Origin of the sequence: Nonomuraea helvata (assembly GCF_039535785.1) — a bacterium.
GTDB classification, from domain to species: domain Bacteria; phylum Actinomycetota; class Actinomycetes; order Streptosporangiales; family Streptosporangiaceae; genus Nonomuraea; species Nonomuraea helvata.
On record NZ_BAAAXV010000008.1, the window covers coordinates 527,387 to 543,476 of the forward strand.

Below are 16,090 nucleotides of genomic sequence, written 5' to 3' on the forward strand. Positions count from 1 at the left end.
TGAAGGTGTTTGAACCTCAGCTGTGAAAACTACGCCTCCACGCGGAACCGGGCTTTGGCGTTGGATGACGTCCTCTTTCTGTATGACGTACGTGATCACTACCTTCTGCTTAAGGGGAACCTGGAAGTGAAGGGTTACATGCAGGTCCTGATCACCGTGCCAAGCGTCGACGAGAGCGCTGATCTGGCACGTAGCATCACGTCACAGCGTCTGGTCGCCGGCGTACACATCGCAGGGCTGATTCGGTCCCCGTACTGTGGTGAGGCTCTTTGCGTGACGAGCAGGAATGGCAGTTGGTTATCAAGACCACGCATGCTCTACACGCCGCACATGAGAAGCACATTAAGCTGACCACAGTTATGAGACACCAGAGTTGCTGCGGGGAGCGGATCGGATTAGCGGGGAGACAGCGCCTTCCTCCTCAATCAGAGATCGCCAGCACCCGCTCCTGCCCGGGCTTGGTCGCGTAGCCGCAGCGGTACATCATCCACAGGAACGACGGCTTGATCCAGGTCATCCGCTCCCGCTTGAACGGCGCCACGAAGCGCTGCGCCGCTACGGCGGGCTCGGCGATGACGGCGTCGTAAGCCTGGTAGACGGTGATCGACTCCTCGGTATAGGTGCGGACTCCGTCCGCTACCTGCGGTGGACCGCTGGACGCGGTCCACCGTAAGCGGCACGGATCTGCCGGTAGGGAACGTTCATGCCGCCCAGAGTGGCGAAGGTCCGTTCCCGGGTGCAACGGATTAAGGCCCCGCCAGGTCACGGACGGCGAGCACCAGGTGGGCGACGGCGGCAGGGGGGACGGTCAGGCCGCGGGTCGAGATGCCGATCGCCCACTGCGTGCCGGGCACCACCGCGGCGGCGCACGCCACGTTCTCCCTGAACTGCCCGTGCTCCTCCACCACCTGCCCCGGCCGCAGCCCCGCCAGCTCCTCCTCCACGTCCTCCACGCTCGCCGGAGTCACGGAGGTGAAGCGGCGCAGGCCGTGCTCGGTGAGCACCTCGCGCCGGACCCTTGGCGGCAGGGGGAGCAGCAGCGCCTTGCCCAGCGCGGTGGCGTGCGGCGCGGTCTCGAGGCCCGCCTGCAGGTCCTCCAGCCACGGGGAGCGCGGCCCCTCCGCCAGGTCCACCACCATCAGCCGCGCGTCGGCGAGCTGGGCCAGGTAGGCGGTGTGGCCGGAGGAGTCGGCCAGGCGCCGGAGCACCTCGGCGGCGCGCGGCGGCCGCTCGAACGACTCCAGCATCTCGTGGAAGCGCTCGGCCACCTTGGAGCCGGGCAGGTAGTCGCCCTCCGGCCGCCGGTGCAGGTAGCCCTCGTAGCAGAGGGTCCGGACCAGGTGGTAGGAGGTGGACAGGTTGAGGCCGCAGCGGCGGGCGATGACCTTGACCGACAGCGGCCGGTCAGCCCGCGAGACCTCTTCCAGCACGCGGAGCGCGCGTGACACGCTGCGGATCAGATCGCTGGGTTCTTCGCCGGTCATCCATCAAGCATCTTCGCGCCATCTGAAAATCGCACCCTGTCCGGGCGGAAACCTGTCCGACGATGTGGCCATCATCTCCTGGGGGTAGACGCTCATGGCGAAAGCCCCGAACCCGTATTTTTCGCGGTATTTCCGCATCGCCCGGTATTCGCCGGACGCGACTTCGTTAAACGTAGTGTTGTCAATCTGGGCAGTGCCGCTGCGTCTCGTCGCGGTGAACGACGGCCGGGTGCGGGGTCGGGGTGGTCAGCGGGCGGTACGCCAGGACTGCTCCTCGACCAGCTCAACGCTGCGCCAGCCGCCGGGCGTGCGCCGCATGCGGTGGTGGTACCAGCCGCCGCCGTGCAGGAAGCCCTCGGTGTCCGCGGTGACCAGGTCCCTGGTGGGGGCGAGGGTGTCGGTGAAGGGGGCGCTCACGCGCGCCTCGCCGTCCGCGAAGTCGATCCGCGGGGCGCCGACGAGGTGCAGGCGCCCGGGCCAGTGCGGCAGCACCTCCGCGAGCCAGGCCTTGACCTCGTCCCGCGTGCCCCTGATGCCGCCCGCGGTGCGGTAGTCGATCACGGCGTCGGGGGTGAACACCTCGTCGAGCAGGTCCCACCGGCCGGAGTCGACGGCGTGGGTGTAGCGGGCCAGCAGGTCGGTGATGTGCAGCCGGTCGGCGATCTCCTGTATGTCCATGATGCAGATCGTCGCGCTGCGCGCGCCCGATGACCAGAGCGCTGGGCCGCCACGGCCGTCCGTACGGCGAGCGCCGCGTCAGGCCGGTTTTCTGGAAGATTTCGCTTGCATGATCGGATGATCACCGGGTACGCCTGTCCTCATGCCCGTTACAGGCTATGAAGGTTGGTTATTGGCGGGTCGGTACAGACTGCTCGCCGAAGTGGGCCGCGGCGCCATGGGCCGCGTCTGGCGCGCCCATGACGAGCTGCTGGACCGGCAGGTGGCGGTCAAGGAGCTGCGCATCCCGCACGAGCTGGGGCCGGAGCGCGAGGAGCTGCTCGGGCGCACCCTGCGCGAGGCGCGCCTGACCGCGCGGCTGAGCCACCCGCGCATCGCCGCCGTGTACGACGTGGTGGTCGCCGACGAGCGGCCGTGGATCGTGCTGCAGTTCGTCCCCGCCCCCAGCCTCGCCCAGCTGATCGTGGAACGGGGGCCGCTGCCCGTGATCTCGGTCGCCCGGCTCGGGCTCGAGATGCTGGACGCCCTGCGCGCCGCCCACGCCGGCGGCATCGTGCACCGGGACATCAAGCCGGCCAACATCCTCATCACCGACGACCGGCACGCCATCCTGACCGACTTCGGGCTCGCCAGCACCCTGGACGACCAGGGGCGCCGCACCCAGGAGGGCATCGTCGTCGGCACGCCCGCCTACATCGCCCCCGAACGCGCGCGCGGCGGCCCCGCCACGCCGCAGGCCGACCTGTGGTCGCTGGGCGCCACCTTGTACGCGGCGGTCGAGGGCCGTGCCCCGTTCGGGCTCAGCAGCGAACTGGCCACCCTCTCCGCGGTGCTGACCTCGGCGCCGGAGCCGTTCGAGCACGCCGGGCCGCTCGCCCCGATCATCACCGGACTGCTGGAGAAGGATCCGGACCGGCGCACGGACGCGGACCGCGCGTACGAGCAACTGTCCGCGCTGTGCGAGTCGCCGATCCTTCCGGTCTCTGTGGACGCTCCGACCCTTGACGGTGACAGCGGGCGGATCACCGCCTCGTCCGGCGATCGGCCGTTCGGGAAGGGGACGCCGTTCCGGCAGCGGGCGACCGAGCACTGGCGGCAGGCGGCCGCCGTCGCGGCCCTGATCGTCAGCGTGCTGGCGACGGCGTCGCGGTGGAGCGGCGATCCGGGCGCGCCCTCTCCGGCGACCGTGGCCCAGCCCACTCCGTCTCCGGCCACGCTCGCGCCGGACACCACGGCGCTCCAGGCTCGCGAAGTCGTCGCCCGGCGCCATGCCGGCAGGCGTGAACCGGAGCCCGCCCGTACGACACAGTCCGTCTCCACGCAGGCGGCCGGCGCCCCGCACGCACCGGCGAGGAGGACCAAGACGACCACCGCGAAGAAGGTCAAGACGCCGAAGGCCAAGACCAAGACCGTGAAGGTGAAGAAGGTCAAGGTGAAGAAGCACGGCGCGAAATGACGGTGAAAGAGCAGAGGGTCAGGTTCGCTGTGAACCTGACCCTCTGATCATGGTGGACGATACTGGGATTGAACCAGTGACCTCTTCCGTGTCAGGGAAGCGCTCTCCCGCTGAGCTAATCGTCCTTGGAGGTGGCGACGGGATTTGAACCCGTGTGGACGGCTTTGCAGGCCGCTGCCTCGCCTCTCGGCCACGCCACCGAGCCGGAAGCTCCGAGCGGAAGACGGGATTCGAACCCGCGACCCTCACCTTGGCAAGGTGATGCTCTACCACTGAGCCACTTCCGCGTGCGCCCCGCTCACGCCGGGCGACGAGAGAACTCTAGCGAATCCTGGCCCAGTCCCCAAACTGAATGGGTGTAGCTCTTTCTCAGTGAGTGCCTGAGCTGGGCTTTTGTGGTCGTGACTGTTTAGTCCGGGAACCGCATTCTACTGTGAGTGCAGACGGTGAGGCGGTGGTGACGGTGGGCTCGTTGCTGGAGGAGCTGGCACGGCGTGAGGCTGTGGCCCGGCAGCGGATCGCGGAGATCCGCGAGCAGATCGCCGCCTTGGAGTCACGGCTGGAGGACGAGCACGATCGGTTGTCACGGCTGGTGATCACGCGGGAGACGGTGGAGGAGATCCTGGGCGAGGCGGCCGAGCTGGTCGGTGAGCCCATGGAAACGGCCGAAATCGCAGGCGGGGGCATCGACACGGCCGGCGCGGTGCCAGCACGGCCGCCGGTGCTCGGTGTGGTGACGGTGCCGCCGTGGCGGCCGGGCATGAAGGCGGCGGTGCTGCCGCGCGCGTACCGGGACGCGGTGGAGATCATGGTCGATGCCGGCCGGGCGATGCGGGCCGGGCAGATCGCGGTGGCGATGGGGCTGCCGGATGTGGCCGCCAAGCGGGAAGGGCTGCGCTCGAAGCTGAAGCGGCTGGTGGAACGCGGCTGGGCACGGGAAGAAGGGCCGGGGTTGTTCATGGTGACCGAGCCGGTGACGCGTGAGATGTCCGCGCGGGGCAACGGAGGGTCACGGGACGGCATCGCGTCGTCATCTGCTTCGTCACCGGGCGGGTGATTGCGGCAGGGCTCTTCCGCCGTCAGGTTCAAAGGTGCCAACCACATGTCCCCGGCGAGAGAAGAGCCCTATGCAGGCACCGTACGACGCCGGCCTGGCCGCTGACGTCTTTGCGGAGGCGAAGAACACCTTCAACTGGCTCATCGGACAGCTCACCGATCCGGCGTCCGGCCTGCTGACCCATGACCGGCTGGAAGAGACGATCGTCGAGCAGGGCCGTGAGCTGCAACGCCAGCTGCTGCAAGCACACCTTGATCTGCGGGCGCTGCGCGAGTGGCAGCAGGCGCATCACGCCCGCCAGGACACGGCCGCAGGAGCATCCACACCGGTGGTGGGGCCCGACGGCGTGCCGCGGCCACGGCTGGAGACCGGGCATCACCGCCTGCTGGCCACGATGGTCGGGACGGTGACCGTCACCCGGTGCGCCTGGCGCGCCCCCGGCGTGCGCAACCTCTATCCGGCCGACGCCGCCTTGTCACTGCCGGCGGTGCGGCACTCGGCCGGGCTGGCCAAACTAGCAGTCATCGAGACGGTGCGCGGCTCGTTCGACGCCGCGCACGCCGCGCTCGTCGCGCGCTGCGGCAACGTGATCGGCAAACGGCAGATCGAGCAGGCGATCGTGCAGGCCGCGGTCGATGTCGACGCCTTCTACGCCGCGCGGACGCCGCTGCCGTGCACCGCCTGCACGGTGCTGGCGATCAGCGTGGACGGCAAAGGCATCGCCATGCGCCCCGAGGCGCTGCGGCCCGCAACCGCCAAGGCCGCCGCCCGCGCCCGAGCCACGTTCCGGACGCGGCTGGCGGCCGGGGAGAAACCGGCGCGCAAACGGATGGCGACGCTAGGGGTGGTCTACGACGCCGAACCGGCGCCGCGGCGGCCGCACGATGTGATCGCCGTCCCGGGCGGGCGATCCAGCCGGCGCCTGCCACGGGCCCGGCCGAACGCGACGCGCAAGTGGCTGTGCGGCTCGGTCATCACCGGCCCCGGCCCTGTGATCGCCAAGGTGTTCGACCATGCCGAGGCCCGTGATCCCGCGCACGCCCGTCCCTGGGTCGTGCTCGTCGACGGGGCCCGCCACCAGCTCGACCTGATCATCGCCGAAGCCGCCCGGCGCCGCATCCGCGTCCACATCGTGATCGATTTCGTGCACGTGCTGGAGAAGTTATGGGCTGCTGCATGGAGTTTGCACCCGCCCGCGGCGCCGGCCGCGGAGGACTGGGTCGCCGGTCACGCTCTGGCCCTGCTGGCCGGGCACACCGGCCACGTCATCACCGCGCTATCCGGCCAGGCCACTACCACGGCCGCCCACCGCCGCGACGGCATCGACGCGTGCATCCGCTACCTCACCAACAACCTCGAGTATCTGCGCTATGACCAGGCGCTAGAGGCGGGATGGCCGATCGCGACCGGCGTGATCGAAGGCGCTTGCTGCCATCTGATCGCCGACAGATTCGACCTCGCCGGAGCACGCTGGGGCCTGGCCGGAGCCGAGGCCATCCTCAAACTCAGAGCCATCATCAGCAACGGCGACCTCGACGCCTACTGGACCTACCACCTCGACCGCGAACACCACCGCACTCATTCCACCCATCACCAGGGGAATACGCACTCACCACTTGATCGCTAGGTCGGTGAGATCTAGCTACACCCATCTCGAAGCCGCGCAGAGAAGCGTTCTCTGAGCGGCTCGTAGTCGTGCTCGGGGAACAAGAGTGGTAATGCGTCGAGCATGCCCTCAATTCGACCGCACACGCGCTTGAACTCCTCATTTCCCAGCGGTGCCCAGGTGAACAAGAACTGCCAGCCGAAGGCGCCCTTGGTCAGCTGAAGCATCTCCAGGTACTCGCGATAGCCAACGCCCATCTTCCAGGCGCCATAGCGTGGGGTGGCCACCCACCAGATCTCGGGTTCTCCTCTACCCGGGAGCGCCCGTAGTGCGGCATAGTGGCCTGTCCCGGTGATGGGGTGCTCGTCGATGATACGCAGCTCCGATGATGGAAACCGCTCGTCGCCTTCGACCGAAGAAATCCACGTCAGATCGGCCGGGCTAACCGCCCGCGCGATGTGGGTCAAATAGAACTCACCGTCGACGTTCGCCTCCGCGGCGCCCCACTGCCGCCCCAGCTCTTGGAAGCGTAGATAACATTGCTCCAATCCAGCGGGCGCCTCGATCTCCCGGGAACCCACCAAAGCCTCCCACGAGGCGACAGCGTCAGCAAAGCTTGTATCGACCTGCCCTTCGAGGCCGTAAGAGATCTCGATTCCGGGATGGTTGTCCAGGCCGTTGCAGACCTTACGCCATCCGGCCTCGTACGCCGTCAGTTCCGCCATCACGTATCGTTCCACCGCCCAAATGATCATCCGTCTGGCAGAAAGAATACGGGGGCGACAACAACCACGGCTGCCTAGTCAACGCCTTTCCCCAGCTCAATCACTCCCTCAGAACGAGCCACACCCAAACTGAATAGGTCACGTGTGGCCGCCGTTGACGGAGATGCGCTGGCCGGTGACGAACTCGCCGCCCTCCGAGGCGAGGAACGAGACCGTGGCCGCCACGTCCTCGGGCGTGCCCATCCGGCCCAGGGGTACCTCCGCGAGATAGCCGCTCTCGTCGAGGCCCGCGTGCCGCTCCACCGGGATCCAGCCGGGGGCGACGATGTTGGCCGTGATGCCGTGCGGGCCCAGCTCCCGCGCCCAGGTGAGGGTCATGGCGTGCTGGGCGCCCTTCGCCGCGATGTAGGCGGACATGCCCGGCAGGTTGCGGTCGACGACGTCGGAGCCGATCTGGATGACGCGGCCGCCGCGGCGCTCCCGCATGCCCGGCAGCACCGCCTGCACCAGCAGCGTCGGGCTCTTGACGAAGAACGTGAGCTGGTCGAGGTGCGACTGCCAGGTGAGCTCCTCCAGCGGGATGGAGGGCTGCGGGCCCGTCGCGTTGACCACCAGCACGTGCACCGGGCCGAGGCGGCCGGTGATGCGGGCGACCAGGCCGGCCACCTCGGACTCGTCCGTGACGTCGGCGGCGAACGCCTCCGCGGCGCCGCCCGCGTCCCGGATCGCGGCCACGACCTGCTCCGCTCCGGCGGCGTCCGAACGGTAGTTGACCGCGACGGCCAGGCCGTCGGCGGCCAGCCTGTGCGCGATCACGGCTCCCAGGCCGCGCGACGCGCCGGTGACGAGGGCGACTGCTGTCATGAGCCCCCACTCTAGGCGCTAGCGGCGGACCTGGAGCTCCGCGGGATGCGGCCCCTCCGTCTCCAGGAGATACTCCTGGCCGGAGACGGCGCGGTTGCGGTCGACGACCTGCTCCGAGGGCGCCCTGTCGCCGCCCATGAGCGCGTCCTGCGCCTTGCGGAAGCGCTCGTGCGCCTCCCGCGTGTACCCCGGCCCCACGGTCGTGTAGTCGCTCTGCGCGGCGATCAGCTCGCGCAGGTACGCCTTGTTCGGCTCGAACGTCACCGGCGGCGGGCAGGCCGGGGCCAGCACCTGGTCGGGATCGCGATCGTCGAACCGCTTGAACAGCTCGGCCGCCAGCCGCAGGTGCTCCAGCTCCATGCCGAGGTGCAGCTCCCAGATGGTGCGCACCCTGGGATGCGCCTCGGTCTGCGCGAACGAGTAGTACATGTAGCACTCGTTGTACTCGTGGTTGAGCAGCCGTTCCCACCAGCTCTGGCCCGGATCGACGAGCGACTCGTAGTGCGTGACGTGCCCCTCCTCGATCATGGCGATCTCCTGGTAGAGCCCGCGGGCGGCCGGCTTCAGGAGCATGGGGCCGGCGGTCATGTAGAAGTTCATGGCCTGCTGCTCGACCGCCGTGACCATGAGCGTGTGCAGGCGCGACAGCGGCTCCGTCGACCTCCTCTGGTACGGCTCCCGCACGTTGTCCATCGGGTCCCTGTGCTGCAGGTACGTCGGCCGCCCCGGCATCACCTCGGTCAGTCGGTCCACGACCTTCTCCGCCCTGCGGTGCTCGGCCGTCTCGTACAGGTTCGCGAACCGGTACAGATGATCGACGTGCTCCAGCACGCCGAACTCGTACGCCTGCCTCAGATACCCGTCCGCCTCCATCCGCGCCACCCAGGCCGTCAGCTCGACCGCCGCCTGCTCGTAGGCGAGCGTGGTCTCCAGCACCGACGAGACCCCCGGCAGCAGCCAGTTGACCACCTTCTGCTGCTGCGCCTCGATGTAACGCACCCGCGCCAGCTGCCGCCTGATCTCGGTGTCAGGGCAGTGGCGGGCGAGACGGTGGCTGAAGACGATCGCGTCCGTCTCGATGCCGTTCATGGTGATGATCCGGCACCTGGTGTACGGGTCGGCGTGGTCGGGATCGATGGGCTCGACGTTCAGCTCGCGCCAGCCGCGCACCTGGTCGTCCAGCGGGACACCCCGCTCCTGCAGTGGGTCGAAGGCCATGTGGCTGCGCTACCCGGGGCACCATCGGGCAAGCTCCGCGTTCGGTCCTCGAACGGCCCGCGTTCGGTAAGGAGGCGCGTGTCGGGGGAGGGGCCGGGTAGGGCGCGGACGTGGGTGAACAAGATGTCATCGATTTGCTGGTGGCCCAGCACGGCCAGATCAGGGACCTGTTCGACGAGGTCGAGCAGGCGCCTCCGGACAAGCTGGAGGAGGCGTTCGACCGGCTGACGCGGATGCTGTCCGTGCATGAGACGGCCGAGGAGGAGATCGTCCACCCGTACGCGCGCAGGAAGCTGGACAACGGCCAGGGCGTGGTGGGCGACCGTCTGACCGAGGAGAACCGCGCCAAGCAGCTCCTCCTCGAGCTCCACAAGGGCGGCGTGGACCATCCGCAGTTCTGGGAGCGCCTCGGGGAGCTGCGTACCGCCGTGACCATGCACGCCCGCAGCGAGGAGCGGTACGAGTTCGCCAAGCTGCGCGCGAACACCTCCACCGTCGAGCGGCGGGCCATGGCGGCCGCGGTGCGGGCGGCCGAGAGCCTCGCGCCGCTGCGCCCGCACCCCGGCACGGAGAGCGCCACCAAGAACATGCTGATGGGCACGCCGATCGCGCTGATGGAGCGGGCCCGGGAGATGATCCGCAAGGGGCTCGGCAAGCACACCTGACGCTTCGTCGCAGGACGAAATGTCCAGGTACTAGCGTCGTAGGCATGGAGTACATCGCTCGTGACGCCGACATAGCGCCCGTCGCCGCGCTCATCGCGGACCCGACCAGGGCGGCCATGCTGACCGCCCTGCTCGACGGGCGGGCGCTGGCGGCGGGGGAGCTGGCCCGGGTGGCCGGGGTGAGCGCCGCCACCGCCAGCGCCCACCTGTCCAGGCTGCTCGACGGCCGGCTGGTCGACGTCGTGCGCCAGGGCCGCCACCGCTACTACCGCCTGGCCGGGCACGATGTGGCCGAGGTGCTGGAGGTGCTGGCCAGGGTCAGCGCCCGCCCGCCCGTGCGGTCGCTGCGCCAGTCCCGGCAGGCCAGGCTGCTGGAGGAGGCCCGCACCTGCTACGACCACCTCGCGGGACGGGCCGGCGTGAGCCTGCTCGACCAGCTCAGGGACGGCGGTTACTACGCGGCGCAGGACCTGACCGACGAGGGCGAGCGGCTGCTGGGCGGCCTCGGCGTGGACGTGGCCGGCGCGCGGCGGTCGAGGAGGCGTTTCGCGCCCGAGTGCCTGGACTGGACCGAGCGCAGGTCGCATCTCGGCGGCGCGCTGGGTGCGGCGATCACGGGGGTGCTGCTCGAGCGGGACTGGTACCGGCGCGGGAAGGTGCCGAGGGCGGTGGTCCTCACCGACGAGGGCAGGGAGGGGCTGTCCGCGCTGTTCTCACGTAAGGAGCTAACATCGGGTACGCCGGTTACCTAGCAGCGAGAGAGACGCACCATGCGCGACAACGAAGTCGTGAACGTCGGCCCCGAACCCCTGACTTTCGACGATGTCATCAAGGTGGCCCGTCACGGAGCCGCCGTCCGGCTCACCGACGACGCCCTGGCCGCCGTCTCGGCTGCCCGCCAGCGGGTGGATGAGCTGGCCGAGAGCCCGGTCCCCGCGTACGGCATCTCGACGGGCTTCGGCGCCCTCGCCACGCGGCACATCGACCCGGCGCTGCGCACCCAGCTCCAGCGCTCCCTGGTGCGCTCCCACGCGGCCGGCAACGGACCCGAGGTGGAGACCGAGGTCGTGCGCGCGCTCATGCTGCTGCGCCTGCACACGCTGGCCACCGGCCACACCGGCATCAGGCCGACCACGGCCAAGACCCTGGCGGCGCTGATCAGCGCGGGGATCACGCCGATCGTGCACGAGTACGGCAGCCTCGGCTGCTCCGGCGACCTGGCCCCGCTGGCGCACGTCGCGCTGACGCTGATGGGCGAGGGCGTCGTACGCGACAGCTCCGGAAACCTCCAGCCGGCCGGTGAGGCGCTCAAGCAGGCCCAGATCGAGCCCGTCGAGCTGGCCGCCAAGGAGGGCCTGGCGCTCATCAACGGCACGGACGGCATGCTCGGCATGCTCATCCTGGCCATCGAGGACCTCACCAGGCTCGTCAGGACCGCCGACGTGAGCGCCGCGATGAGCGTGGAGGCGCTGCTCGGCACCGACCGGGTGTTCATGCCGGAGCTGCAGGCCCTCAGGCCGCACCCCGGGCAGGCGCTGGCCGCCGCCAACATGACCAAGATCCTGCGCGACTCCGGCATCATGGCCAGCCACCGCGACCCCGAGGCCTGCACCCGCGTCCAGGACGCCTACTCGCTGCGCTGCGCCCCCCAGGTCGCCGGGGCCGCCCGCGACACGATCGCGCACGCCGCCACCGTGGCCGGATGGGAGCTGGCCAGCGCCGTCGACAACCCCGCCGTGCTGGCCGACGGCCGCGTCGAGTCCAACGGCAACTTCCACGGCGCCCCCATCGCGTACGTGCTGGACTTCCTGGCCGTCGTGGCCGCGGACCTCGCCTCGATGTCCGAACGGCGCACCGACCGCTTCCTGGACGTGGCCCGCAACCACGGGCTGCCCGCCTTCCTGGCCGACGACCCCGGCGTCGACTCGGGCCACATGATCGCCCAGTACACGCAGGCGGCCATCGTCTCCGAGCTGAAGCGCCTGGCCGTGCCCGCCAGCGTCGACTCCATCCCCAGCTCGGCCATGCAGGAGGACCACGTGTCCATGGGCTGGTCGGCGGCGCGCAAGCTGCGCAGGTCGGTGGACGGGCTCACCCGCGTGCTGGCCATCGAGGTGCTCACCGCCGCCCGCGCGCTCGACCTGCGCGCCCCGCTCGAGCCCGCGCCCGCGACGGCGGCCGTGGTCAGGGCGCTGCGCGAGACCGTGCCCGCGCCCGGCCCCGACCGGTTCCTGGCGCCGGAGATCGACTCCGCCGTACGCCTGGTCGCCGACGGCGGCGTGGTGGCGGCCGCCGAATCGGTCACCGGCCCCCTGGCCTGAGCGCCACGATGAGGTCCACCTCCAGCAGCAGCCCCGGCATGAACAGCTTCGACACCTCCACGGTCGTGCTGGCCGGGGGTGTGCCGGTGATGTACTTCCTGCGCACCTGCCCGTACTCGACGCGCTTGTCCATGTCCGTCAGGTACGTCCGGAGGAACGCGACGTCGTCGAACGTCGCCCCCTGATCGGCGAGGATGCGCGAGATGACCTGGAAGACGTGCTCCGCCTGGGCCGTCATGGACCCTTCGCCGACGATGTTCCCGTGCTCGTCGAAGGCGGCCTGGCCGGAGACGTAGAGCATGTCGCCGACGCGTACGGCGTGCGAGTAGAAGCCGTTCGTGGCGGGGATCGTCGAGAGGTTCAGCGGCACGGCCCGAGGGGCCGGGCCGCCTCCGACGTGCTCGGCGACGTGCTCGGCGATGGCCGTCAGGTCGCGCTCGCCCAGCCCGGCCGCCCGCGCCTCCTGCAGCCTCGCCCGGGCCGCCCCGATCATCGAGGGCGCCGTCGACGCGCCTTCCCAGGCGCCCAGCTCCAGGTCCTTGGTCGCGTGCGCGAGCGAGTAGCGGGTCTCGTCCGACGGCACGCGCAGCCGCTCCGCCAGCGTGCCCAGCGGGGTGCCCGACAGCACGTCGATCAGCGCGCCACGGTCCACGCCGTGCGCCTCGCCGTACGCGAACGTCTCGGCCAGCAGCACCTGGGCGGGCACGATCGCGCTCATGACGGCGATCTTCATGGCCGCGCCCGCGCCCAGCGGCCCGAGCTCCCGTACGGAACCGAACACCGACAGGACCTCGCGACACCCCGACACGTCGCCCCCGGCCAGCACCGTCAGCGTGCCCTCGGCCGCGGGCCCCACGCTGCCCAGCACCGGAGCGTCCACCAGCCCCACCCCGGCCGGCAGCAGCGCGCGCAGCTCACGCACCGCCTCGGGGCCGATCGTGGACATCTCCACCACCGTGGCGCCGGGCCGCAGCCCCGGCAGCGCCGCCGTCAGCACCTCCCGCACCGCGGCCGGGTCGCTGAGCATGGTGATGACCAGCTCGGCCCCGTCCACCGCCTCCGCCGCGCTCACCCCGCTGCCGCGCCGCCACGTCGTCACCTTGTGCCCGGCCTGCTCCAGCCGCCGCGCCATGGGGACGCCCATGCGTCCCTGTCCAAGAAAAGCAATCTGTCCGAGAAAAGTCGTCATGCCCACAGTGAACCGGGACCCGATCCATTCCACAAACAACTAGGTTGCATATCAGCCATGCAAAATGTGAATGCCTTTGACGCGGATGTGCTGCGGCTGTTCCACGAGATCGCCGAGAGCGGCTCGTTCACCGCCGCCGCCGAGCTGCTCGGATACACCCAGTCGGCGGTCTCCCGCCGCATCGCCGCGCTGGAGCGTGCCGCCGGAGGGCCGCTCTTCGAGCGCCTGGCCAGAGGGGTGCGCCTGACGCCCGCCGGCGAGGCGCTCCACCGGCACGCCGTCGCCGTGCTCGACCGGCTCGAGCGCGCCGGCGAAGAGCTGGCCGCCATCCACGGCGGGCTGGGCGGGACGCTCCGGCTGGGCGCGTTCGCCACGGCCAACGTGGACCTGGTGCCCGGCACGCTCAAACGGTTCGTGGAGCGGCGGCCCGGCGTCGAGCTGCGGCTGGTGGAGGGGCTCACGGCCCGCCTGATGGAGCGGCTGCGCGCGGGCGCGCTCGATGTGGCCGTGATCAGCGACTACCCGGCGGGGCTGCCCGCCGAGGCCGCGCACACGGTGCTCCTGCGCGAGGACCGCCTGCTCGTCGCGCTGCCCGGTGGGCACCGGCTCGCCGGCGACGCCGAGGTGGACCTGCGGGACCTGGCAGAGGAGACATGGATCGAGGCCGCCCCGCGCGGCCAGCCGACGCTGCTGGTGGCCGCGTGCGCGGCGGCCGGGTTCACGCCGCGCGGCGGGCTGCGGGTGGCCGAGTGGACGGGCAAGTTCGGGTTCGTCGCGGCCGGGCTGGGCGTGACGCTGGTGCCGGAGCTGGCGGCGCGGGCCGTACCGCCGGATCTGGTGCTGCGGCCCCTGCTGGGCACGGCGCCCGTGCGGAAGGTGTACGCGGCCCTGCCCGAGACGCCACTGCCCGCCGCGCTGGAGCTCGTCGAAATGCTGGGAGAATGGAAGGCGTGTACGACGGCTTCGCCTATTTAGGCGGTCAGCACGCGACCGGGCTGCGTGACGTGACCTCCGACCTGGCCGCGCTCGACGGCGAGGGCTGGTGGGCCATGGTCGTCGACTACGAGGGCAAGGTGACGTGCGCCCGGTTCGACCGGGTGCGCGAGTCGCCCCTGCCCGCGCCCGCCGCTTCCTGGCACGGGCCGCGCCCCGATCAGTGGCGCAGCTCACTCGACCGGGCCGCCTACGAGCGCGGCGTGCGTGCCATCCGCGCCTACATCGAGCAGGGTGAGGTCTACCAGGCAAATCTTTGCCGCATTTTGACCGCGCCCGTCCCGGCCGACGCCGACCCGCTCGCGCTGGCCGCCCGGCTGGCCGCGGGCAATCCCGCACCGTACGCGGCCGTCATCCAGGTGCCAGGGCTCAGCGTGGTGTCCGCCTCGCCCGAGCTCTACCTCTCGCGTGACGGCGACACCGTCGAGTCCAGGCCCATCAAGGGCACGGGCGCGACCGCCGGCGACCTCCTCGACAAGGACTACGCCGAGAACGTCATGATCGTCGACCTCGTCCGCAACGACCTCGGCCGCGTCGCCGCCGTCGGCTCGGTCGAGGTGCCGTCGCTCTGCGCGGTAGAGGAGCACCCCGGTCTCGTCCACCTCGTCTCCACCGTCCGGGCCCGATTGGCGCCGGGGGCGGGCTGGCCCGAGCTCTTCGCCGCGACCTTCCCGCCCGGATCTGTCACGGGCGCGCCCAAGTCGTCGGCGCTGCGCATCATCAATGAGCTCGAACCAGCACCCCGCGGGCCGTACTGTGGGGCCGTGGGCTGGGTCGACGCCGACCGCCGCCGGGCGGCGCTGGCCGTGGGCATCAGAACATTCTGGATCTCGGCACTGGCTCACGGCGATGACGAGATCCGGTTCGGCACCGGAGCCGGCATCACCTGGGGCAGCGACCCCGGGCGCGAATGGCTCGAGACCGAGCTCAAAGCAGCCAGGCTCATCGCACTGGCATCCACAGGAGGAACTGAATGAACATCCCTGTCTGGGTCAACGGCGAGCTGCTCGACCCCGCGCAGGCCAGCGTGTCGGTCTTCGACCACGGGCTCATGGTCGGCGACGGCGTCTTCGAGACGATCAAGATCGTGAACGGCCAATCGTTCGCGCTCACCCGACACCTCGACCGGCTCACGCTCTCCGCCCAGCGCATGGACCTGCCGGAGCCCGACGTCGAGGCCATCGCCGACGGCATCGCCAAGCTGCTGGCGGTCGCGCCCGCCTGGGCGCTCGGCCGCATCCGCGTCACCTACACCAGCGGCCCCGGCCCGCTCGGCTCCGACCGCGGCGACCAGGGCACCACCTCCGTCGTCATCGTGGACGAGCAGAAGCCGTTCCCGGCCACCGCCAACGTCTCCGTCGTCCCGTGGCCGCGCAACGAGCGCGGCGCCCTGTCCGGGGTCAAGAGCACCTCGTACGGCGACAACGCCAAGGCCCTGCTGTACGCGAAGAAGCGCGGAGGCGGCGAGGCCATCTTCGGCAACCTGGCGGGCAACCTCTGCGAGGGCACCGGCTCCAACATCTTCATCGTCCGCGACGGCCGCCTGCTCACCCCGACGCTGGAGTCGGGCTGCCTGGCCGGGGTCACCAGGGCGCTGGTGGTCGAATGGTGCGGCGCCGAGGAGGCGGACGTGCCGCTGTCGGCGCTGTACGAGGCCGAGGAGGCGTTCCTGACCTCCACGACCCGCGACGTCCAGCCGATCAAGCTGGTCGACGACACGGAGCTGCCGGTCGCTCCCGGCCCGATCACCACGAAGGCCATGCGGGTCTTCGCCGAGCGCTCCGCCGCCGACCTGAACCCCTGAGTCAGTGGGCCCCGCCCATCGGCGGCGGGG

The 16,090-nt window shown here is 70.5% G+C and carries 15 protein-coding genes, 3 tRNA genes and 1 pseudogene; 9 read left to right on the plus strand and 10 right to left on the minus strand.

Annotation, left to right across the window (positions count from 1 at the left end):
• Positions 1 to 421: 421 nt before the first annotated feature.
• From ABD830_RS29960 to ABD830_RS29970, 3 genes are all read right to left on the minus strand, one after another.
• A complete protein-coding gene (locus ABD830_RS29960; RefSeq protein WP_344994560.1) occupies positions 422 to 742 on the minus strand; it encodes a DUF4291 family protein in 321 nt (106 codons plus the stop codon).
• A gap of 4 nt (positions 743 to 746) precedes the next feature.
• Complete coding sequence (locus ABD830_RS29965) at positions 747 to 1,484, minus strand: IclR family transcriptional regulator (RefSeq protein ID WP_344994562.1); 738 nt, start codon at positions 1,482 to 1,484, stop codon at positions 747 to 749.
• Positions 1,485 to 1,730: 246 nt separating this feature from the next.
• The gene (locus ABD830_RS29970; RefSeq protein ID WP_344994564.1) at positions 1,731 to 2,162 is read right to left on the minus strand and encodes a nuclear transport factor 2 family protein; all 432 of its coding nucleotides are present in this window, start codon (positions 2,160 to 2,162) and stop codon (positions 1,731 to 1,733) included.
• A 172-nt stretch (positions 2,163 to 2,334) separates the two neighbouring features.
• Between ABD830_RS29970 and ABD830_RS29975 the strand changes: the two genes are divergently transcribed.
• Positions 2,335 to 3,618, plus strand: a complete 1,284-nt coding sequence (locus ABD830_RS29975) for a serine/threonine-protein kinase (protein WP_344994566.1) — start codon at positions 2,335 to 2,337, stop codon at positions 3,616 to 3,618.
• Positions 3,619 to 3,668: 50 nt separating this feature from the next.
• On the opposite strand, the gene ABD830_RS29980 is transcribed toward ABD830_RS29975, so the two are convergent.
• From ABD830_RS29980 to ABD830_RS29990, 3 genes are all read right to left on the minus strand, one after another.
• Positions 3,669 to 3,743 (minus strand) — tRNA-Val (locus ABD830_RS29980).
• A gap of 1 nt (position 3,744) precedes the next feature.
• A tRNA-Cys gene (locus ABD830_RS29985) sits at positions 3,745 to 3,818 on the minus strand.
• A 15-nt stretch (positions 3,819 to 3,833) separates the two neighbouring features.
• Positions 3,834 to 3,905: transfer RNA gene (locus tag ABD830_RS29990), tRNA-Gly, on the minus strand.
• A 146-nt stretch (positions 3,906 to 4,051) separates the two neighbouring features.
• Between ABD830_RS29990 and ABD830_RS29995 the strand changes: the two genes are divergently transcribed.
• Positions 4,052 to 4,675 (plus strand): hypothetical protein, encoded by a 624-nt coding sequence (locus ABD830_RS29995; RefSeq protein ID WP_344994569.1) that lies wholly within the window; start codon positions 4,052 to 4,054, stop codon positions 4,673 to 4,675.
• 70 nt (positions 4,676 to 4,745) lie between these two features.
• A pseudogene (locus ABD830_RS30000) lies at positions 4,746 to 6,295 on the plus strand (ISKra4 family transposase).
• A gap of 18 nt (positions 6,296 to 6,313) precedes the next feature.
• Here ABD830_RS30000 and ABD830_RS30005 read toward each other — a convergent pair.
• From ABD830_RS30005 to ABD830_RS30015, 3 genes are all read right to left on the minus strand, one after another.
• Positions 6,314 to 7,021 (minus strand): hypothetical protein, encoded by a 708-nt coding sequence (locus tag ABD830_RS30005; protein ID WP_344994574.1) that lies wholly within the window; start codon positions 7,019 to 7,021, stop codon positions 6,314 to 6,316.
• Between the two features lie 123 nt (positions 7,022 to 7,144).
• Positions 7,145 to 7,870 (minus strand): SDR family NAD(P)-dependent oxidoreductase, encoded by a 726-nt coding sequence (locus ABD830_RS30010; protein WP_344994577.1) that lies wholly within the window; start codon positions 7,868 to 7,870, stop codon positions 7,145 to 7,147.
• A gap of 18 nt (positions 7,871 to 7,888) precedes the next feature.
• Entirely contained in the window at positions 7,889 to 9,088 is a 1,200-nt protein-coding gene (locus ABD830_RS30015; RefSeq protein WP_344994580.1) for a hypothetical protein, read from the minus strand.
• A gap of 110 nt (positions 9,089 to 9,198) precedes the next feature.
• On the opposite strand from ABD830_RS30015, the gene ABD830_RS30020 reads away from it, so the two are divergent.
• The 3 genes from ABD830_RS30020 to hutH are packed head-to-tail and all read left to right on the plus strand — an operon-like array spanning position 9,199 to position 12,074.
• Positions 9,199 to 9,753, plus strand: a complete 555-nt coding sequence (locus ABD830_RS30020; RefSeq protein ID WP_344994583.1) for a hemerythrin domain-containing protein — start codon at positions 9,199 to 9,201, stop codon at positions 9,751 to 9,753.
• Positions 9,754 to 9,797: 44 nt separating this feature from the next.
• Positions 9,798 to 10,505, plus strand: a complete 708-nt coding sequence (locus ABD830_RS30025; protein WP_344994586.1) for an ArsR/SmtB family transcription factor — start codon at positions 9,798 to 9,800, stop codon at positions 10,503 to 10,505.
• Positions 10,506 to 10,523: 18 nt separating this feature from the next.
• Positions 10,524 to 12,074: a histidine ammonia-lyase gene (hutH, locus tag ABD830_RS30030; protein WP_344994589.1), complete on the plus strand. Its 1,551-nt coding sequence runs from the start codon at positions 10,524 to 10,526 to the stop codon at positions 12,072 to 12,074.
• On the opposite strand, the gene ABD830_RS30035 is transcribed toward hutH, so the two are convergent.
• Complete coding sequence (locus ABD830_RS30035) at positions 12,055 to 13,263, minus strand: Rid family hydrolase (protein WP_344994592.1); 1,209 nt, start codon at positions 13,261 to 13,263, stop codon at positions 12,055 to 12,057. The genes hutH and ABD830_RS30035 overlap by 20 nt on opposite strands.
• A gap of 57 nt (positions 13,264 to 13,320) precedes the next feature.
• Here ABD830_RS30035 and ABD830_RS30040 point away from each other — a divergent pair, with 57 nt between their 5' ends.
• From ABD830_RS30040 to ABD830_RS30050, 3 genes are read left to right on the plus strand one after another with little or no spacing between them, the layout of a single operon-like run.
• Positions 13,321 to 14,238: a LysR family transcriptional regulator gene (locus ABD830_RS30040; RefSeq protein WP_344994595.1), complete on the plus strand. Its 918-nt coding sequence runs from the start codon at positions 13,321 to 13,323 to the stop codon at positions 14,236 to 14,238.
• On the plus strand, positions 14,205 to 15,233 hold the full coding sequence (locus tag ABD830_RS30045) for a chorismate-binding protein (protein ID WP_344994598.1): 1,029 nt from the start codon (positions 14,205 to 14,207) through the stop codon (positions 15,231 to 15,233). Before ABD830_RS30040 ends, ABD830_RS30045 begins: the two co-directional genes overlap by 34 nt.
• Entirely contained in the window at positions 15,230 to 16,060 is an 831-nt protein-coding gene (locus ABD830_RS30050; RefSeq protein WP_344994601.1) for an aminotransferase class IV, read from the plus strand. The genes ABD830_RS30045 and ABD830_RS30050 overlap by 4 nt, the downstream gene beginning before the upstream one ends.
• Positions 16,061 to 16,090 lie beyond the last annotated feature (30 nt).